This window comes from Clostridium ganghwense, assembly GCF_026735165.1.
GTDB classification, from domain to species: domain Bacteria; phylum Bacillota; class Clostridia; order Clostridiales; family Clostridiaceae; genus Clostridium_H; species Clostridium_H ganghwense.
In genome coordinates this window covers 72,716-91,657 of sequence record NZ_JAPQES010000002.1, presented here as the reverse complement: position 1 = coordinate 91,657, position 18,942 = coordinate 72,716, and the positions used below count along the sequence as shown (strand labels likewise).

Below are 18,942 nucleotides of genomic sequence, written 5' to 3'. Positions count from 1 at the left end.
AAACATATATGATTGAAACTGTCAATTGTCTATTGTAAACTAAGAAGGGGTTTGAAAAATGATAAGAGTTACTGGATTAAATCATAAGGAAATTTTCTTAAATGCAGAGCATATAGAAAAGATGGAAGAAGTGCCAGAAACATTGATAACATTGACTAATGGGAAGAAATATATTGTTCTTGACTCTACAAAAGAAGTGATTGATAGAATTGTTGAATACAAAAGAAAAATTTTCTCATTAGATTTATAGGAGGCAGTTGGAATGAAAAGACAGGATGTACTGACGATTGTAGGGTTATTGGCAGGATTTGGAATGATTGCTTTTGGAATGCTAAGTGGTGGAACTTTTGCTATGTTCTTTGATATATCTTCATTAGCTATAACAGTTGGAGGATCCTTTTGTTCTCTTTTAGTTAACTATCCTTTAACTGAATTTAAGAGACTTGTAAAGGTAATAGCTCAATCATTCAAAGAAACAAGTATGTCAGGACTAGACATTATAAGTAGTTTCGGAGAAATTTCAAAGAAGGCTAGAAGAGAAGGCTTGTTATCTCTTGAAGAAGATATAGAAAAAGTAGATGATCCTTTTCTTAAGAAGGGACTTCAAATGGTTGTTGATGGTATTGAGCCTGAAACTATTAAAGAGATATTAGAACTTGAAATAGGAGAAATGGAAAAAAGACATAAAGATGGAGCAGATATGATGAAAGCTTGGGGTGGATATGCACCTGCCTTTGGTATGTTGGGTACCCTTATAGGACTTATTCAAATGCTAGCTAATCTTAGTGATCCAACTGCTCTTGGACCTGGAATGAGTAAAGCACTTAGAACAACTTTTTATGGTTCTTTATTTGCTAGCTTAATATTAAATCCTATGTCGGCTAATTTGGTATATAAGACTAGCAGAGAAGCAACTGTTAGAGAGATGATGTTAGAAGGTGTACTTGCTATACAATCTGGTGTTAACCCTAGAATTGTTGAAGAAAAACTTGTATCTTACCTAAACCCAGATGATAAGAAAAAGTATTATGAAATACAATCAGCTAATGGGGGGGGAGAAGATGTCTAGAAGAAAAAAAATACAGCCATCAGAAGGATCTAATGATGAATGGTTAGCGACATATGCTGACACTATAACGTTGATACTTACATTCTTTGTTTTGCTTTATTCCTTTTCTTCTACTGACAATATAAAATTTCAAAAAATATCTGCTTCACTACAATCAGTATTATCTGGGAAGAATAGCGATTCTATATTAGAATTTAATATGAGCGGAGAAGTGCCTATAGTAGGCTCGCCTATTGATATGGGTCCTAAACAAACAGGATCTACTGAAAGTGAAAATATGTATAAAAAGATTAAAGGCTTTGTAGATAATAATAATTTAAAAGATACAGTTCAAATAAAAAAAGACAGCAGAGGCATAATTATGGAACTTAAAGATAACATTTTATTTGATATCGGAAGGGCTAAGATTAAAGAGCCTAGTAAAGAAATTTTAGATAAAATAAATTCACTTATATCATCTTTTCCAAATGATGTTATTGTAGAAGGACATACAGATAATGTTCCTATTCATAATGAAAAATATCCAAGTAACTGGGAATTATCTACACAAAGAGCTGTTAATGTTCTAAAGTATTTTGTTGAAGTTAAAGGACAAGATCCTAAAAGATTTCAGGCGGCAGGATATGGAGAGTATCGTCCTATTGCTCCAAATAATAACTATGCAAACAAGGCCCAAAATAGAAGGGTTAACATTTTAATTACAGCAGGGGAGAAGGGGAAGAAATAATATGAGCGAAATGGAAAATAAATCAAACAATAAAGGGAATGTATTAAAAATTGTAATTATAGTTCTATTAGCAGCAGTTCTTGTGGCAGGAGGGAGTTTTGCTGGATATATGATTGCAGGTAAGTTAAACTCTCAAAAGACAGTGCAAAATGCTGGAAAAAAGGCAGTCTTAAATCAAAAGACTTTTGCTTTAGATGAATTTTTAGTTAATTTAAAAGCTGAGAATTCTACAAGATATTTAAAAACAAAGATTTATATTGGATATTCTGATACAAAAGAGACTAAAGAGTTAGAAGAAGAGTTAACAAATAAAAAACCTATATTAAGAGACGCTGTTAATTCTACTCTTAGAACAAAAAAAGCTGAGGATTTTACTGAAGCTGGAGTTGAGCAATTAAAAGAAGAAATAAAGAATAAGATTAATCCTTTAATAGAAAAAGGAGAAATAGTGAATGTTTATTTTTCAGAAATTCTAGTTCAATAAGGATGATGATATATGGGAACTAAAGAAACTTTAGAGATGCTTATTAAAATAGTGCTTTTTTTACCCTTTATAATATTTTTAATTTATTTACTTGGCAAATATGGCGGTACAAAGCTTCAAAGTATACAAAATGGTAGGTACATGAAGATTCTTGATAGAATGCCGTTATCTAAAGAAAATAGTCTTTTGATAACTAAAATAGGTGGGAAAGGGTATGTTATTTCTTCTACTCAAGGTAGGGTAGAAATATTAAAAGAATTAGATGAGGAAGAATTAATAAAATTTGAAGAGTCTAAAAACAATTTTGAACAGGTAAGTGTAAAAGACATGGTTAAAAAACTTAAGATTAAAAAGGAAGATAAACAATGAAAAAAAAGAATATTGTTTTAACGTTTTTAGTGTTAGTGAGTATATTGTTTTTAGTAAAAATAAACGCATATGCTGAACCGAATACAATACCTATACCTAAAATAGATATTTCTGTTGATAAAGCATCTAATCCTAAAGATTACGTTGATAATATAAAATTGCTTATTATGTTAACAGTAATATCATTATTACCATCATTTATTGTTATGATGACTAGTTTTACTAGGATAATAGTAGTGTTTGGATTTATGAGAAGTGCAATGGGTACACAACAGGCACCACCTAATCAAATATTGATTGGCCTTGCTTTGTTTTTAACTGTATTTATAATGGCACCAACTTATAATAAAGTAAATAATGATGCCATAAAACCTTTTTTAGAAAATAAAATAAATCAACAGCAGGCCATAGAAAAAGGTTCAAAGCCTATACGAGAATTTATGCTTAAGCAGACGAGACAAAAAGATTTAGACTTGTTTGTTGATATTTCAAAAATAGATAAAACTAATTTAAATAAGGATAATGTACCTCTTTATGTAGTTATTCCTTCATTTATAATTAGTGAATTAAAAACTGCATTTAGTATTGGATTTTTATTATATGTTCCATTTTTGATAATTGATATAGTGGTTGCAAGTATTCTTATGTCCATGGGGATGATGATGCTTCCTCCAGTTATGATTTCACTGCCATTTAAAATATTATTATTTGTTATGGTAGATGGATGGTATCTTCTTATCAAATCATTAATTATGAGTTATTCGTGAGGTGCTTAATATGAGTGAAGAAATGATTATTGGAGTTTTAAGGGATGCGATAACCACAGGAATCAAAGCAGCAGCACCTATACTAATTGTTGCTATAGTAATAGGGCTTGCTGTAAGTATATTCCAAGCTACTACCCAAATTCAGGAGCAAACATTAACATTTGTCCCTAAGCTTATTGGTGTAGCTTTAATGGGACTTGTTACATCTAAATTTATTATGCATACAGTTGTGACTTTTACTGAGCGAATATTTGCTATGATAGCAAATATAATGAAATAGGTGGGATAAATTTTGATAAATATAGCTTATTTTACAGCTTTTATTCTTGTATTTTTGAGATTGTTTGCATTTATGATGATTGCTCCTGTGTTTTTCCCAAAGGGAACTCCAACATTAATAAAAGGAGCGTTACCTGCGGTTATAGCTTTTATGCTTATGCCCGGAATTGATTATTCAAATGTAAATTTAATAAATAGTAATTTTTCATTGATGGTATATTGTTTAAGTGAGATTACAACAGGACTTACTTTTGGATTTATAATAAATATTTGTTTTAATTGTATAAGATATGCTGGATCACTAATGGATATGCAAGTAGGATTTGCAATGCTATCTATGTTTGATCCTAATTCTAACAGTAGGGTAACCTTAATAGAAAAAATGATGTATTGGATTAGTTTAATGACTTTTTTGATAGTAGATGGACACCATATGTTGATTGCAAACTTAATAGAAAGCTTTCAAGTGGTTAATATTGGGAAGTTTATTTTATCACAAAAAAGTGCAATGCTTATTATAGAAGTCTTTATAAAATATTTTGAATTAGGTTTGAGAATAGCAATACCTATAGTATTGATAATTATATTAACAGATTTAACCTTAGGGCTTGTTGCAAGAACTGTTCCTCAATTAAATGTAATGATTTTAGGTCTTCCAGTGAAAATTTTGTTAGGATTAAGTATTGTATCCTTATCTCTTCCGTTGATTCACAAAATAATAATTACTGGTTTTAATAATATACCTGATATTATACGACAGATTTACAAAACTATACCTCTTATGATTATTTTTGCAGCTGGAGATAGTGGAGATAAAACAGAAGATGCAACACCCCATAAATTAAATGAAGCTAAAAAGAAAGGACAAGTTGCAAAAAGTAAAGAGGTTGCGTCAGCCCTTACACTATTAGCTTCGACCATTATTATAATAACTTTAGGACAATATATTATAGGTTCATTTAAGGACAACATCGTACAGTTTATAGGTTCTTATTTGAATACTGAACTTGATTACAACAGTTTATACAGTATTGTGATATTAGTTTTGATTAGAATTGCTGTAGTTTTTCTACCAGTAGCAATTCCTATAATGATTATAGGAATTGGAGCAAATCTTCTTCAAACTGGATATATTAAATCTTTAGAACCTATAAAGCCTAAGTTATCAAAGATAAATCCCATAAGTGGACTTAAAAAGATGTTTTCTGTAAGAACAGTAATGAACCTATTAAAAAGTATTGCAGTGATTGTAGTAGTTGGTTTAGTAGGGTTTAATTTTTTAAAAAGTAATTTCCATCAAATATTTAATATAGGTAGTCTGAAAATTTCTGCTATTGTTAGCACTCTATTGAAGTTGATGGGAGATATTTTTTTTAGAGTAACACTAATTATGGTAGCAATAGCTATAATAGATTTTATGTATCAAAAATATCAATTCAAAAAAGACATGAAGATGTCAAAGCAAGAAATAAAAGAAGAATTTAAACAACAAGAAGGAGACCCTCAAGTAAAAGGTAAGATAAAACAAAAGCAAAGAGAGATGGCTATGGGAAGAATGATGCAGCAAGTACCAGATGCATCAGTAATAATTACTAACCCTACCCATATTGCAGTTGCTTTAAAATATGAAGAGGGAAAAGGAAGTGCTCCAGTGCTTATTGCTAAAGGAAGTGGACATTTAGCAATAAAGATTAAAGAAAAAGCTAAAGAAAATGATGTGCCTATAATTGAAAATAAACCTCTTGCAAGACTTATATTTAAGGAAGTTGAACTTGAAGGAGAAATTCCACAAGAAATGTATCAAGCGGTGGCAGAGATTTTAGCACTTGTATACAAAATTAAAAAAGGCAAGTAATACAGTAAAGGGTGAGCGTATTGGAAAACATCGGAAATACTAATTCGAAATTAAAAGATTATTTAGATATTATAGTAGCTTTTGGGGTTATAGGAATAGTTCTTATGATAATTATTCCTTTACCTACAACGATTTTAGACGTTTTGTTAGCTTTAAATATAACAATTTCGTGTGTAATTATACTATTAACTATGTTTACTACAGAAGTTCTTCAATTTTCTATATTTCCCACGTTACTTTTAATTACTACACTTTTTAGGCTGGGACTTAATGTATCTTCCACAAGACTTATACTTAGAGATCATTATGCGGGAGAAATAATTGAGACTTTTGGAAGCTTTGTTGTTGGTGGAAATTATATAGTTGGAGTAATTATATTTTTAATAATTGTATTAATTCAATTTCTAGTAATTACAAATGGTGCAGGTAGAGTATCTGAGGTATCAGCAAGATTTACATTAGATGCAATGCCTGGAAAACAAATGAGTATAGATGCAGATCTTAATGCAGGACTTATATCAGAAACAGATGCGAGAGCAAGACGTGAAAAGATTCAAGAGGAAGCAAACTTTTATGGAGCTATGGATGGGGCATCTAAGTTTGTAAAGGGGGATGCTATAGCAGGTATAGTAATAACGATTATTAATGTTATAGCAGGTATTATTATAGGTGTTGGAATAGAAGGAATGTCAGCAAATGATGCGGTTACTACCTATGTAAGACTTACAATTGGTGATGGCCTTGTTGGTCAAATACCAGCACTTTTAATATCAACTGCTTCGGGTATATTAGTTACACGTTCTTCTACTAATGAAAATTTCGGGAATTTGTTGACAAAGCAATTAACAGGTTTTCCAAAGGTTTTAGGTATTGCTTCAGCAGTTCTATTGTTCTTAGCATTTATTCCAGGTATGCCTAAACTTGCATTCTTTGCTTTATCAGCTGCCACAGGATCAAGTGCTTATTTCCTTTACAAAGAGGAAAAAGAACAAGTTATGATGCAGATTCAAAATGAACAGGAAGAAATAATTGAAACTGAAAGACGTGAGCCTGAAAATGTTAATACCTTAATTTCAGTTGAACCTATGGATATAGAAATAGGATATGGACTTATACCGCTTGCGGATGAAGGTGCAGGAGGAGATTTGCTTCAGAGAATTGCTTCTGTAAGGCGTCAGTGTGCTATTGAGATGGGTATAATAGTTCAACCTATAAGAATTAGAGATAATCTACAATTGAAAACAAATGACTATGTGATAAAAGTAAGAGGTACAGTTATAGCTAAAGCTGAACTTATGCCTAATATGATATTATGCATGGATCCAAGTGGGGAAGATATTCCACTTCAAGGAATTAAAACTGTAGAACCTACTTTTGGTCTTCCTGCTCTTTGGATTAACAATGATCAAAGAGAAGAGGCTGAAATTAAAGGATTAACAGTTGTAGATCCAACTACAGTTATGGTAACTCACCTAACTGAAACAATAAAATCTCATTGTCATGAATTATTGGGAAGACAAGAAACTAAGATGATTATAGATACAGTAAAAGAGAAATATAGTACAGTTGTAGAAGAACTTATTCCAGATTTAATGTCTATTGGTGAGATTCAAAAGGTTCTTCAAAATCTGTTAAAAGAAAAGGTATCTATAAAGGATATGGTAACAATAATGGAATCTTTAGCTGATAATTCAAGAAATACTAAAGATATAGAGGTTTTAACAGAATATGTTAGATTTGCGTTAGCAAGAACTATATGTAATCCACTTGTAGATGAAAATGGAATGGTTACGGTTGCAGTACTTTCACCTGAAGTTGAAGAAATTATAGGCAATAATATTCAAAAATCTATGCAAGGGTCTTTTCCAGCAGTAGATCCTGAAATTACAGGTAAAATTTTTGAATCTATAAAATATGTTTTAGATACAGTTCCTTTTTATGGAAATCAGCCTGTGATTCTTGTATCACCTAAAATAAGACCAGCCTTTAGAAAGTTAACTGAAATGGTATTTCCTAATATTAGTATACTATCTTTAAATGAAATACCAAATAATGTAGAGATTAGAACTGAAGGAGTTGTGACTTACTAATGATAATAAAAAAGTATATAGTCAACAACATGAATGAGGCTATGAATAGAATTAGATACGAATTAGGGCAGGATGCTGTTATAATTAGCCAAAGGAAAATCAGAAGAGCAGGAATAAAAGGCTTTTTTTCTCATAAGGTTATTGAAGTTACAGCTGCTGTAGATAATAATAATAAAAATAAACTTCATGATGATGTTAAAAGTAGTATTGATGCAATAAAGAAAGTCATGGAAGTGAAGAAACCACTTTATAACAATACAAAGGAACACAAAATAAGTGAAGAAAAAACAAAAGAAGTAATACAAACAAAAGATAATGATAGATTGCTGAAAGAAATGCAGGAAATGAAAAAAATGATAAATACTTTCGCCAATGGTATAGAGGGTAACAAAAAGAGTGAAATTGAAATAAAATTAGAAAAAAGTGATTTAGATGATAAAGTTATTAAGAAGATTTTATCTAAACTTAGCAGTATGGATGACGAGATTGATGAAGAAAAAAAATTGAGACTTGTTATAAGTGATATGATACAAACTTCCCATGAAGAGCCTCAAAATGTTGTAGTTTTAGTAGGGCCAACAGGAGTGGGGAAAACAACAACTATTGCGAAACTTGCGGGTAGACTTGCTCTTATGGAGAAGAAAAAAGTAGGACTTATAACAGTTGATACCTACAGAATTGGGGCTGTAGAACAATTAAGTACTTATGCAGATATCATGAATATACCATTTAAAATGGTTATTTCACCAAAAGAGATGGAAAGTGCATTAGAAAGTATGAAAGACTGCGATATTGTTTTAATTGATACTACAGGAAGAAGTAGTAAAAATACGATGCAAATTGCTGAGCTCAATTCTTTTATACAAAAGGTTAATACTAAAAATATTCATTTAGTACTTAGCTGTACTACAAAAAATAAAGATATTGAGGCTATTATTGAGGGATATAGAGTTCTTAATTTTAACAAAGTAGTTATAACTAAATTAGATGAGACTACAACCTATGGATCTGTATTAAATATTTTGGATACAGCGAATAAACCTCTTAGTTTTGTAACTACTGGGCAAAGTGTACCAGATGATATTAAAAAGTTAAGCAATGAAGAAATTATTAACCTTGTTTTAGGAGAGGATTTTATATGCTAGATCAAGCAGAAAGACTTAGAAAGTTGGCTGAAAAAAGAGATTTGGAAACTTTGAATCAGGATAGTCCTATAAGAAGCACATCTCACAGTAATGCTTGTAAGATTATAACAGTGACCTCTGGAAAAGGAGGCGTTGGTAAAAGTAACTTTGTTGTTAATCTTGGAATTACACTCCAAAAAATGGGCAAATCAGTATTGATTTTTGATGCAGATGTAGGAATGGGAAATGATGATGTATTAATGGGTTTTTTACCTAAATATAATATTTATGATATAATATTTAATGAAATGAAAATTGAAGAAGTTATGATAGAAGGCCCATTTGGAATAAAACTTTTGCCAGGAGGTTCTGGAATAAATAGGATAGAAGAGATAAGTGAAGTACACAGAAAAAAATTTTTAAATAAGCTAGCTTCACTTGAAGGTTTTGATTATATTTTGATGGATACTGGAGCAGGTATAAATAGAAGTGTTTTAGGCTTTATACATTGTAGTGATGAACTTATAATTATCACCACTCCAGAACCGACTTCTTTAACAGATGCGTATAGCTTAATGAAAGCTGTGACTCATTTTAAAATTAAATCTAATGCAAAAGTAATAATAAATAGAGTTTTAGATAATAGAGAAGGAAAAGTCACTTTTGATAAATTTAATAATGCAGCTGAAAAATTTTTAAATCTTAATCTTCAATATTTGGGAAGTATTAATGAAGATAGAAGATTGATACAAGCTGTAAGAGAACAAAAGCCTTTTGTTGTAACTTATCCCAATTGTGAAGCTGCACAAGATATTAGAAAAGTTGCATTAAGCTTGTGTGGGAGTGATAATGGCAGTAATAGAAATGGAATACAAGGATTGTTTAAGAAAATCTTTAGTGTTTTTTCATGAGGAGGATAAGACGTGAGTGGAATCAAGTTTAAGATTAACAATAAAGTTGAAATTATAATGGATGAACAAGTATATAGTTGTGATGTACAAGATATGAAAGAAGGATATTTAGCTATAAGCATTCCTATAAAAGATACGCAGTATTTACCATTGCGAAAAGGTGATAGAATAGAAGTACTTTATTATGAAGGAAATAGTCTATATAAATTTAATTCTGTAGTTGCGGTAAGAAAAAAGGCTAATATACCTTTGATTTGGATAACTGTACCAGAAAATTATAAGAAAGTTCAGCGTAGAAAATTTGTACGTGTATCAGTACTTTTAAATGTAAAATGTGCAGTAATTGATAAAGACTTTTCTTTGAATAAAGCAAATATTTCTCAATTAAATTTTTCAGAAGGTACAGTAGTTGATCTAAGTGGAGGTGGAGTAAGGCTAAAAACAAAACTGAAAATTGGAAATAACAACATGCTGCTAATAGCTTTACCCTTAGATAAGGGAGGAATACTGATTAAGGGTAATGTTGTAAGAGCAGAAGAAGATGACATAAAAAATAAGATTTGTGGAATAAATTTTATAGAACTTCAACCTGCGGAACAAGAAAAAATAATACAATATGTTTTTACAATAATGAGAGAACAGATGAAAAAAGGATTAAAGGAGGATTAATATGGCCATAGCTAGCAATTTAGATGTAAGAGAGCAAGTTGTAAAAAAATATATACCACTTGTAAAATATATTGCTTCAAGGGTTATTATAGGTAAAAGTAAATATATAGAGTTTGAAGATTTGCTGAGTTATGGAATGGTGGGGCTTATGGATGCTTTGCATAAATTTGATGAAAGTAGAGGAATGAAATTTTCAACTTATGCTTCCATAAGGATAAGAGGGGCTATGATAGATGAAATTAGAAAAAATAGCCCTATATCAAAAGGAGCTATGGACAAGCTAAATAGATATAACAATGCGGTTGAAACTCTTCAGAAAAGAAACTTAAAGGAACCTAATATAAAAGAGATTGCTGCAGAACTTGGTATATCAGTTAGTAATGTAAGTGAAATAGAAAATTTTATTAACTATATTTCAGTAGTTTCTTTAGAAAATTTAATATTTTCAGATGATGATGACATGCTTTTAATGGGGACAATAGAAGATGAGAAAAGTCCAAATCCTGAAAAAAGTTTTGAAGAAAAGGAACAGATAGAATATTTAGCTAAAGCTCTAGAATTGTTAAATGAAAAAGATAAAACAGTGTTAACTTTGTATTATTATGAAGGATTAACACTAAAGGGAATAGGTAATGTATTAGGTGTGTCAGAATCAAGAGTTTGTCAATTGCATAGCAGAGCTATAGTTCATCTTAGAAAAATGATGGGCAAGCTTAAATACGATATTAAGTAATTATAGCTGAAAATTAATAATGGACAATTGAGCGTGAAGGATAAAATAGATGAGGTGAATAAATGTTTACCACAATAATATTATTAATTATCGGAAGTTTGTTGATTTTTTTAAACATTAGAGCTATTAATAAAGAGAAGAATTCTTTTGAAGGAATGCTTAACGAAACTTCTGATAATATGAGAGAGTTTGAAGTAGAGATAGGTAAGCTTAGAAGAGAATTTGCTGAGACACTTTTAGAACTTCAAACTCAAATTGTAGATTTAGAAAAAATGATTAAAAGTAAAGAAGATTTAAACAATAATGAGGATGAGAATATAGGTATTATTGAAGAATATAGTTCACAAGATAAAAAAAGTTATGAAGTAGAAAATGGGAATCATAAAGAAATAGAAGAAAATGACGATAAGAAAATTAGTAATTTAGAAATTAAAAATATACACCTTGAACAAACTGATGAAATAGAAGAAAGTGAAGAAGAAAAGAAAGATGTAGAAAATAATGAGAGTAATAATAGTATTAAAATCAATGAAATAGAGAAGCTTATAGAAGAAGGATTGAGTCTAGAAGAAATCTCGGACAAGCTTAAAATTGGTAAGGGGGAAATACTATTAATAAAAGAATTATATTTAAAATAAAAGGTATAATTAATTTTTTTAGTGATAGAAAAATCCTTATAGGAATAGGAATAGGAATTATTATTGGTACAACTTTTATGATAAATGCTAAAATAAAAATGAATTTATCACAATATCAAATTGAAATGAGAGCAAGAGAATACGGAATGGAATATAAGGATGAACAAAAGGTTATTGAAAAAAACGTTAACAAAAACATTAATAATGAGGATGTGAAAAAATGATTAGAGGTATATATACAGCTGTTTCTGGTCTTATCACTCAAGAAGCTAAACAGGATTCTATAAGTAATAATTTAGCTAATGTAAATACTATTGGATACAAAAAAGATAGTATAATAGCTAAAAAATTTGATGATGTTATGATACAAAACCATGATAAAGTTGTTAATGGTAAAAATGTAAAAAATGTTATAGGAAGTTTATCTATGGGATGTAAAATAGATGAAACTTATACAAACTATAACCAAGGAATTATTCAATCTACTAATAAAGATACTGATTTTGCAATTGAGGGAAAAGGTTTTTTTGCAGTATCCCGTGATAATGGAATTGATGAAAATACTTATTATACAAGAAATGGACATTTTCATGTAAATAATGTAGGGTATTTAGTTAATGATACAGGAGATAAAGTGTTAGCTAAAAATATTCAAACAGATAATTTAGAGCCTGTATATATAGGACGTGGGAAGATTAAATGTGATGAAAGTGGTAATATAAGCATAAATAATAATCTTACCTATAAAATGTATACAGCAGATTTTGAGGATAACTCCTTAAAGAAAGTGGAAGATAATTTATATTCAGGGGAAAATCCTATTGAAACAAATAATAGAAAAATTCAACAAAATAGTATAGAAAAATCAAATGTGGATGTTATGAGTGAAATGGCTGATATGATGATGACAATGAGAATATTTGAAAGTAACCAAAAAATTGTACAAACTCTAGATGAAACTTTGGGGAAAGCTGTAAATGAAGTAGGAAGAGCTTAGAATAAATATGTAAAAGAATTTTTGTAAATAGGCGGTGAATGTATGATTAGAAGTATATGGAATTCAAGAAGTGGTATGTCTGCCCAAATGGAAAAGTTAGATACCATATCAAACAATATGTCAAATATTAGTACTCCGGGATACAAAAGAATTGATGTCAGTTTTGAAAGTTTAGTTCAAGAAACATTAAAAAGAGATGGATATCCTACAAAGGGTAATGTTAGTGAGAAGGATGCTCCATTCACTGGCACAGGGGTTAGAACTACTGGAATATACAAGGATAATTCTCAAGGGACTTTGACTCCAACAAATAATAATACAGATTTAGCAATAGATGGAGAAGGATATTTTAAAGTAATAGATGGAAATGGTAATGAAGCATATTCAAGAAGTGGCTCTTTTTCAATAGATTCAAACGGAGTATTAGTAGATTCAAATGGTAATACATTAGTTATATTAGATGAAAATGGACAAAATATAAATACAGAACAAAGTAATGTACAATTTCAAAAGGCATCTTTTAAGGTTGATGAGCAAGGAAATATTTTAGGAAATACCTATGGAAACTTACGAATTCCTGTATTCAATACAACAGGACAAAATTCTATGAAGAGTATAGGTGAAAATTTATATTCACCAGAAATGATTATAGATGATAATGGAAATGAAACGCAATCTGAAGTATATATGAGTGAAAATGCAGATGTACTTCAAGGATTTATTGAGAATTCAAATGTTGAAATTGGGAAAGAAATGGCAGATTTAATTATAACACAAAGAGCTTTCCAACTAAATTCAAGTGCTCTTAAAACTGCTGATGAAATGTGGCAAATGTCAAATAATTTAAAAGGAAGATAGTAGTTTTACAATAGTATGTAGGTATTAAGATTTGAATAGAAAAATAAATATTATACAAAATATAGAATTAGAATTAAGCCTTCCCACATATTATAATAGTACTAAAGTATGAAGGGAAGGATTTTTGTTATAAAGTATAAATTGGGGGGATATAAAATGGGATAGGGTATGTAGTAGGCTGTTTATTAAGTATTTTACTATGGAAGTTTGACAGACAATATTTAATTCAAAAGATGGACAGTACTATGGATAAAATAATTAAGAATAGAGGAATAATTCAAATAATATATGTTTCTATTATAATACTGTTATTTATAGTATTAAAAAGAATTGAGTATGGAGAAGTGTATAATGCTGTAACAGCTTTTTTAGTTATTGATGTAAGTAATACGGAAAGGAAAAATCTTAGACAGAGAGAAAATATGGATTTTTATAATTCTATTTCTACAGTAACTAGAGCTGGTGTGTGCGGGCTTATTGCACCTTTATTCTACATAATAATTTTGGGAAATTTTTTTGGAATAATGTATATGTTAATTTATAATATAAGATTTAATAATAGTAATAAGCTGTTTATTTGGATATGGACAATTTTTACAATAATACCTTCATTAATAATGGAATTTTTCTTATATCTAATATACATATGTATATATAGGAAAATGAAGATTGATTTCAAAGGAGATTATTTTAAAAATGCCCTTGTTAATCCCCTTCTTAATGTTAATATTTTAGCAGCATATGTTGAGGGGGTCAATTTTTACTATTACTACAATGGTGAAAATTCAAATTATTTTAAATGCTATGTAACATATAGAAATAAAATCGAATATGAAGATGTCAAGAATTATCTAAGTGTGAATTACATAATTTGTGTATTTACATTTATAATATTTTATTTATTCACATATATTAAATTTTCTTGATTGTATTAGAAAAAAGCTATAAGCAAATCTATATTGCTTATAGCTTTTAAATTTATAATACTTATTCCATTGCTGCTGTTAATGGAGGTATTACTTGTTTTTTTCTAGAAAGTAGGTTAGGGACATAAGCAGTATTATTTTCAAGGGTTATACTAAATGCCTTTTCTACAGTTTCTAATTTTTCACCAACAGCAATCAATTCAGAGCCATTATCAATTATATCTGTTAGCATTAAAAGAAGAAGATTATATCCTTCTGCCTTACATTTATTATTCATATAATCTAGCATTTCTGCTTTCATTGGCTCAAAGCCTTCTAAATCCATAGTACTAACTTGAGCAACACCTATTTTATTGTCTGATAGAGTGAATGTTTTAAAATCTTGATTAAATATTTCATCTACAGTTTTTCCAACTAGTGAAGTTCCAGCTTTGAACATTTCATTAGCGTATTCTTCGATGTTTATTCCAGCAATTTTAGCAAGTCTATTTAAAATTAATTTATCTATATTAGTAGATGTTGGTGATTTAAATAATAATGTATCTGAAATAATTGCACTACATAATAATCCAGCAACTTGTTTAGATGGTCTGATTCCATTTTCAAAGAACATGGATGCTACAATTGTAGCTGTGCTTCCTACTGGCTCATTTCTAAAATAGATTGGATGACCAGTTTGTATATCTGCAAGTCTATGATGGTCAATTATTTCTAAAACTTCTGCATCTTCAAGTCCATCTACAGATTGAGATATTTCATTGTGGTCAACAAGAATAACTTGTTTGTTAGTTTTAGAAATTAAATGATATCTAGATATTGTGCCTAAAACTTTATTGTTTGAATCTAAAATAGGATAACTTCTAAATCTAGTTTTTGTCATAATTTCTCTTATATCATGAACAAATTCATCGATTCTGAAAGAAACTACATCATCTTTAGTCATGACATATTTTACAGGTATACTTTGAATTATCATTCTTGAAGCTGTAAATGAATCATATGGTGTAGCTATTATAGAACATCCTTTTTCAGAAGCTTTTTCAATTATTGCAGGATCTATTTCGTAGTTACCTGTAACAATCATTAAAGAAGCTTTGCCATCTATTATTATTTCGTGAGCATCTGTTCTATTACCACAAATAGCTATATCGCCTTCTTCAAAAACATTCTTTATTCCTTCTGGAGTCATTGCAGCAACAATAATTTTACCTGTAAATTGTGAAATTTTATCATTATGGTATATAGCTTTACCAGATAAAGTGTCTAATATATTTTCGAAATTTGTATTACTTTTACCAAGTATATAGTTATCCCATACATCCATGTATGCTGATGTTAGATTTGAAAGACTAACAACTCCTAAAAATGTATCATCATCATTTACTACAGGAATAGTTTTCATATTATTTTTTTTCATTATATTCCAAGCAGTTTTTAAAGATATTTCAGGAGATATAGGTGCTACTTTATCCATATCTAAATCTTCAACCTTAGCTTTTAGAGTGTCTATTAGCTTTGGCTTTTTAACTCCAAAATAATCTAAGGCGAATTCAGTTTCCTTACTTACATTACCTAGTCTAACTGGAACAGCTTGTACATTTTGGGTTTTATTCTTAAATTCGGCATAGGCAATAGCAGAACAAATTGAATCAGTATCAGGATTCTTATGTCCTGTTATATAGATTATGTCTTTCATAAAATATGTACCTCCTAATATGTTAATAAAAATTTCCTTTATTATTTTACCACAAAAACAAAGAATTTTATTATTTTTATAAAAAAATATAAATTTTTCATAAGATGAGGTGTAACTTTCATATATTAATTTAGGGGAATAAAGAGTCTGATAATAAAAGGGTTGCTTTTTAGAATAGGGGGAGGAACATGATTAATGAAAAAAATATGATGAGAGGTTTAACTTTTGATGAAGTAGATAAGAGACTTAAAGAATATGGTTTGAATGTACTAGAGAAAAAAAAGAAAATTTCTTCTATAAAGATATTTTTTGAGCAATTTAATGATTTTATTACTTGGGTTTTACTTGCAGCTACTATACTTTCAGCATTCATGGGAGAAAAAGCTGATGCAATAACTATAGTGATAATAGTTATTATGAACGCAGTTCTTGGATTTATTCAGGAATACAAGACTGAAAAATCCTTAGAAGCACTAAAACAATTAGCAGCACCTACAGCCAAAGTAATAAGAGAAAATGAAGTTAAGGTTGTAAATGCAGAATTTTTAGTTCCAGGTGATTTAGCGGTTATAGAAAATGGTGATAGAGTTCCAGCGGACTGTATTCTTATTGAAGGCAGCGATATACTTATCGATGAATCATTACTTACAGGAGAATCTGTAGGGGTAGAAAAAAGTTCTTATAGAAAAAGTAATGATGTATATATGGGAACTATAATACTTAGAGGAAAAGGGATAGCTAGAGTTACACAAACTGGAATGAATACTGAGATGGGAAAAATAGCAAACATGCTTCAAAATATTGAAGTAGAAAAGTCACCTTTAAAGAAAAAACTTGCAGATCTCGGTAAGGTTTTAGTAGTACTATGTGTTGTAATTTGTATAACAGTTACTTTATTAGGAATAGCAAGAGGACAAGACAAATACCAAATGTTTCTTTCAGGAGTTAGTTTAGCTGTAGCAGCAATTCCAGAAGGAATGACAGCAATTGTTACGGTAGCATTAGCTCTTGGAGTTTCTAGAATGCTTAAGAGAAATGCTTTAGTAAGAAAATTGCCTGCTGTAGAAACTTTAGGCTGTACTTCTATAATATGCAGTGATAAAACTGGAACATTAACTCAAAATAAGATGACTGTAGAAAAGTTGTACTTTAATGAAAAAGTTTATGATATTAATAAAAAACAAAGTTTGAATTGTGAAAGAATAAAAAAAGCTTTTGTGTATTGTAATGACTGCAGTTACGATTTTAACCAGAAAATATTTGAAAAAAGTTTATTAGGAGATCCTACTGAAACTGCATTAATAAAGGCTTTTTTTCAGGATAGTAAAAGTATTAAGAAATTTTTGGCTAAAGCCAACAGAGTGCACGAAATACCTTTTGATTCTAATAGAAAAATGATGTCTGTTATAGTGATGGAAGGTAGTAAAAAAATATGTTACGTTAAAGGAGCACCTGAAAGAATAATAGAAAGATGTAAATATATTTTGGTTGGAGACAATATAGTTCCTTTTACTGGAATGTATAAAGCAAAAGTAACGAAGCAGGTTGAAGAAATGTCTTTCAATGCTTTAAGATGTATAGCAGCAGCATATAAAGATAGAGATGTAAGTAAAGGTAATAAGTTGGAGGATAATTTAATATTTTTGGGTATAGCCGGAATGAAGGATCCACCAAGATTAGAAGCTAAAGAAGCAGTGTTTAAATGTAAAATGGCAGGGATAAGACCTATTATGATAACAGGAGATCATAAAAATACAGCCTATGCTATAGCTAAAGAACTTGACATTTGTAAGAATGTGTCTCAGGTAATGACAGGGGAGGAATTGGATCAATTATCAGAAAGAGATTTAATAAATAAAGTAAGAACAGTTTCGGTATTTGCAAGAGTTAGTCCTAAACACAAGTTACGTATTGTTAAAGCTTTTAAGAAGAAAAGTAATATAGTAGCCATGACTGGAGATGGTGTAAATGATGCACCTGCTGTTAAAGAAGCGGATATTGGAATTTCTATGGGAATATCAGGTACTGATGTTACAAAAGAGGCATCATCAATGATATTGTTAGATGATAATTTTGCAACTATTGTTTCGGCTGTAGAGGAAGGTAGAATAATATATGATAATATTAGAAAATTTATAAGATATTTATTATCCTGTAACTTAGGGGAAGTGTTAACTATGTTTTTATCTTCTTTATTTTATTTAGAAACTCCACTACTTCCTATACAGATTTTATTTGTAAATTTGGCTACTGATGGATTGCCAGCTATAGCTTTAGGTGTTGATCCGGCAGATAAGGATATAATGAAGCGAAGACCAAGAGAAAAAGATGAAAGTGTATTTGCTAGAGGACTTAAAGAAAAAATTATGCTTAGAGGATCTTTAATTGGTGTTTGTACAATCTTTGCATTTTTAGGTGGAAAATATTATGGTATGGATTTGCAGACATGTAGAACATTGGCATTAGGAACACTTATAATATCACAGCTTATTCATGTTTTTGAATGTAGATCAGAGAGGCATTCTATTTTTGAAATAAAACTTTTTACTAATATTTATTTGGTTGGTGCAGTTTTAGTATCAATTTTGATGCTTCTATCTATAATTTACATTCCATTTTTACAGGGTATTTTTCATACAGTAGCTTTGAATTTTGCACAATGGGCTATAATAATTTTCTTTTCTAGTTTTATTTCTTTTATTAATAGTTTGTATTTGTTCTTTAGAAAATAAAAAACGTTGATAACATCA

At 29.6% G+C, this 18,942-nt stretch carries 20 protein-coding genes; 19 read left to right on the top strand and 1 reads right to left on the bottom strand.

Annotation, left to right across the window (positions count from 1 at the left end; genetic code table 11):
• The first annotated feature begins 58 nt into the window (after positions 1 to 58).
• The 18 genes from OXH55_RS07050 to OXH55_RS06965 all read left to right on the top strand — a co-directional run bounded on the left by OXH55_RS07050 (position 59) and on the right by OXH55_RS06965 (position 14,496).
• Positions 59 to 250, top strand: a complete 192-nt coding sequence (locus OXH55_RS07050) for a flagellar FlbD family protein (protein WP_268049126.1) — start codon at positions 59 to 61, stop codon at positions 248 to 250.
• Between the two features lie 12 nt (positions 251 to 262).
• Positions 263 to 1,069, top strand: a complete 807-nt coding sequence (locus tag OXH55_RS07045) for a motility protein A (protein WP_268049125.1) — start codon at positions 263 to 265, stop codon at positions 1,067 to 1,069.
• Complete coding sequence (locus tag OXH55_RS07040; protein WP_268049124.1) at positions 1,062 to 1,796, top strand: OmpA family protein; 735 nt, start codon at positions 1,062 to 1,064, stop codon at positions 1,794 to 1,796. Before OXH55_RS07045 ends, OXH55_RS07040 begins: the two co-directional genes overlap by 8 nt.
• 10 nt (positions 1,797 to 1,806) lie before the next feature.
• The gene (locus OXH55_RS07035) at positions 1,807 to 2,280 is read left to right on the top strand and encodes a flagellar basal body-associated FliL family protein (protein WP_268049123.1); all 474 of its coding nucleotides are present in this window, start codon (positions 1,807 to 1,809) and stop codon (positions 2,278 to 2,280) included.
• Between the two features lie 12 nt (positions 2,281 to 2,292).
• A complete protein-coding gene (fliO, locus tag OXH55_RS07030) occupies positions 2,293 to 2,649 on the top strand; it encodes a flagellar biosynthetic protein FliO (protein WP_268049122.1) in 357 nt (118 codons plus the stop codon).
• Positions 2,646 to 3,416: a flagellar type III secretion system pore protein FliP gene (gene fliP / locus OXH55_RS07025; RefSeq protein WP_268049121.1), complete on the top strand. Its 771-nt coding sequence runs from the start codon at positions 2,646 to 2,648 to the stop codon at positions 3,414 to 3,416. The genes fliO and fliP overlap by 4 nt, the downstream gene beginning before the upstream one ends.
• A 10-nt stretch (positions 3,417 to 3,426) precedes the next feature.
• A complete protein-coding gene (locus OXH55_RS07020) occupies positions 3,427 to 3,696 on the top strand; it encodes a flagellar biosynthetic protein FliQ (RefSeq protein ID WP_268049120.1) in 270 nt (89 codons plus the stop codon).
• Between the two features lie 12 nt (positions 3,697 to 3,708).
• On the top strand, positions 3,709 to 5,550 hold the full coding sequence (locus tag OXH55_RS07015; protein WP_268049119.1) for a fused FliR family export protein/FlhB family type III secretion system protein: 1,842 nt from the start codon (positions 3,709 to 3,711) through the stop codon (positions 5,548 to 5,550).
• A 29-nt stretch (positions 5,551 to 5,579) separates the two neighbouring features.
• On the top strand, positions 5,580 to 7,640 hold the full coding sequence (flhA, locus tag OXH55_RS07010; protein WP_268049638.1) for a flagellar biosynthesis protein FlhA: 2,061 nt from the start codon (positions 5,580 to 5,582) through the stop codon (positions 7,638 to 7,640).
• On the top strand, positions 7,640 to 8,785 hold the full coding sequence (gene flhF / locus OXH55_RS07005) for a flagellar biosynthesis GTPase FlhF (RefSeq protein ID WP_268049118.1): 1,146 nt from the start codon (positions 7,640 to 7,642) through the stop codon (positions 8,783 to 8,785). Before flhA ends, flhF begins: the two co-directional genes overlap by 1 nt.
• Positions 8,779 to 9,675: a MinD/ParA family protein gene (locus tag OXH55_RS07000; RefSeq protein WP_268049117.1), complete on the top strand. Its 897-nt coding sequence runs from the start codon at positions 8,779 to 8,781 to the stop codon at positions 9,673 to 9,675. The genes flhF and OXH55_RS07000 overlap by 7 nt, the downstream gene beginning before the upstream one ends.
• Before the next feature lie 12 nt (positions 9,676 to 9,687).
• Positions 9,688 to 10,344, top strand: a complete 657-nt coding sequence (locus tag OXH55_RS20105) for a flagellar brake protein (protein ID WP_268049116.1) — start codon at positions 9,688 to 9,690, stop codon at positions 10,342 to 10,344.
• Position 10,345: 1 nt separating this feature from the next.
• On the top strand, positions 10,346 to 11,077 hold the full coding sequence (locus OXH55_RS06990; RefSeq protein ID WP_268049115.1) for a FliA/WhiG family RNA polymerase sigma factor: 732 nt from the start codon (positions 10,346 to 10,348) through the stop codon (positions 11,075 to 11,077).
• 62 nt (positions 11,078 to 11,139) lie between these two features.
• Positions 11,140 to 11,715, top strand: a complete 576-nt coding sequence (locus OXH55_RS06985) for a hypothetical protein (RefSeq protein ID WP_268049114.1) — start codon at positions 11,140 to 11,142, stop codon at positions 11,713 to 11,715.
• Positions 11,716 to 11,792: 77 nt separating this feature from the next.
• Positions 11,793 to 11,939, top strand: a complete 147-nt coding sequence (locus OXH55_RS06980) for a hypothetical protein (protein ID WP_268049113.1) — start codon at positions 11,793 to 11,795, stop codon at positions 11,937 to 11,939.
• Complete coding sequence (locus OXH55_RS06975; protein WP_268049112.1) at positions 11,936 to 12,712, top strand: flagellar hook-basal body complex protein; 777 nt, start codon at positions 11,936 to 11,938, stop codon at positions 12,710 to 12,712. The genes OXH55_RS06980 and OXH55_RS06975 overlap by 4 nt, the downstream gene beginning before the upstream one ends.
• A gap of 42 nt (positions 12,713 to 12,754) precedes the next feature.
• Positions 12,755 to 13,570 (top strand): flagellar hook-basal body complex protein, encoded by an 816-nt coding sequence (locus OXH55_RS06970; RefSeq protein WP_268049111.1) that lies wholly within the window; start codon positions 12,755 to 12,757, stop codon positions 13,568 to 13,570.
• A gap of 245 nt (positions 13,571 to 13,815) precedes the next feature.
• Complete coding sequence (locus OXH55_RS06965) at positions 13,816 to 14,496, top strand: hypothetical protein (protein WP_268049110.1); 681 nt, start codon at positions 13,816 to 13,818, stop codon at positions 14,494 to 14,496.
• A 61-nt stretch (positions 14,497 to 14,557) separates the two neighbouring features.
• Here the strand turns inward: OXH55_RS06965 and OXH55_RS06960 are convergent, their stop codons facing one another.
• Positions 14,558 to 16,192 (bottom strand): putative manganese-dependent inorganic diphosphatase, encoded by a 1,635-nt coding sequence (locus OXH55_RS06960; RefSeq protein WP_268049109.1) that lies wholly within the window; start codon positions 16,190 to 16,192, stop codon positions 14,558 to 14,560.
• A gap of 188 nt (positions 16,193 to 16,380) precedes the next feature.
• On the opposite strand from OXH55_RS06960, the gene OXH55_RS06955 reads away from it, so the two are divergent.
• The gene (locus OXH55_RS06955; RefSeq protein ID WP_268049108.1) at positions 16,381 to 18,924 is read left to right on the top strand and encodes a calcium-translocating P-type ATPase, PMCA-type; all 2,544 of its coding nucleotides are present in this window, start codon (positions 16,381 to 16,383) and stop codon (positions 18,922 to 18,924) included.
• Positions 18,925 to 18,942: the final 18 nt, after the last annotated feature.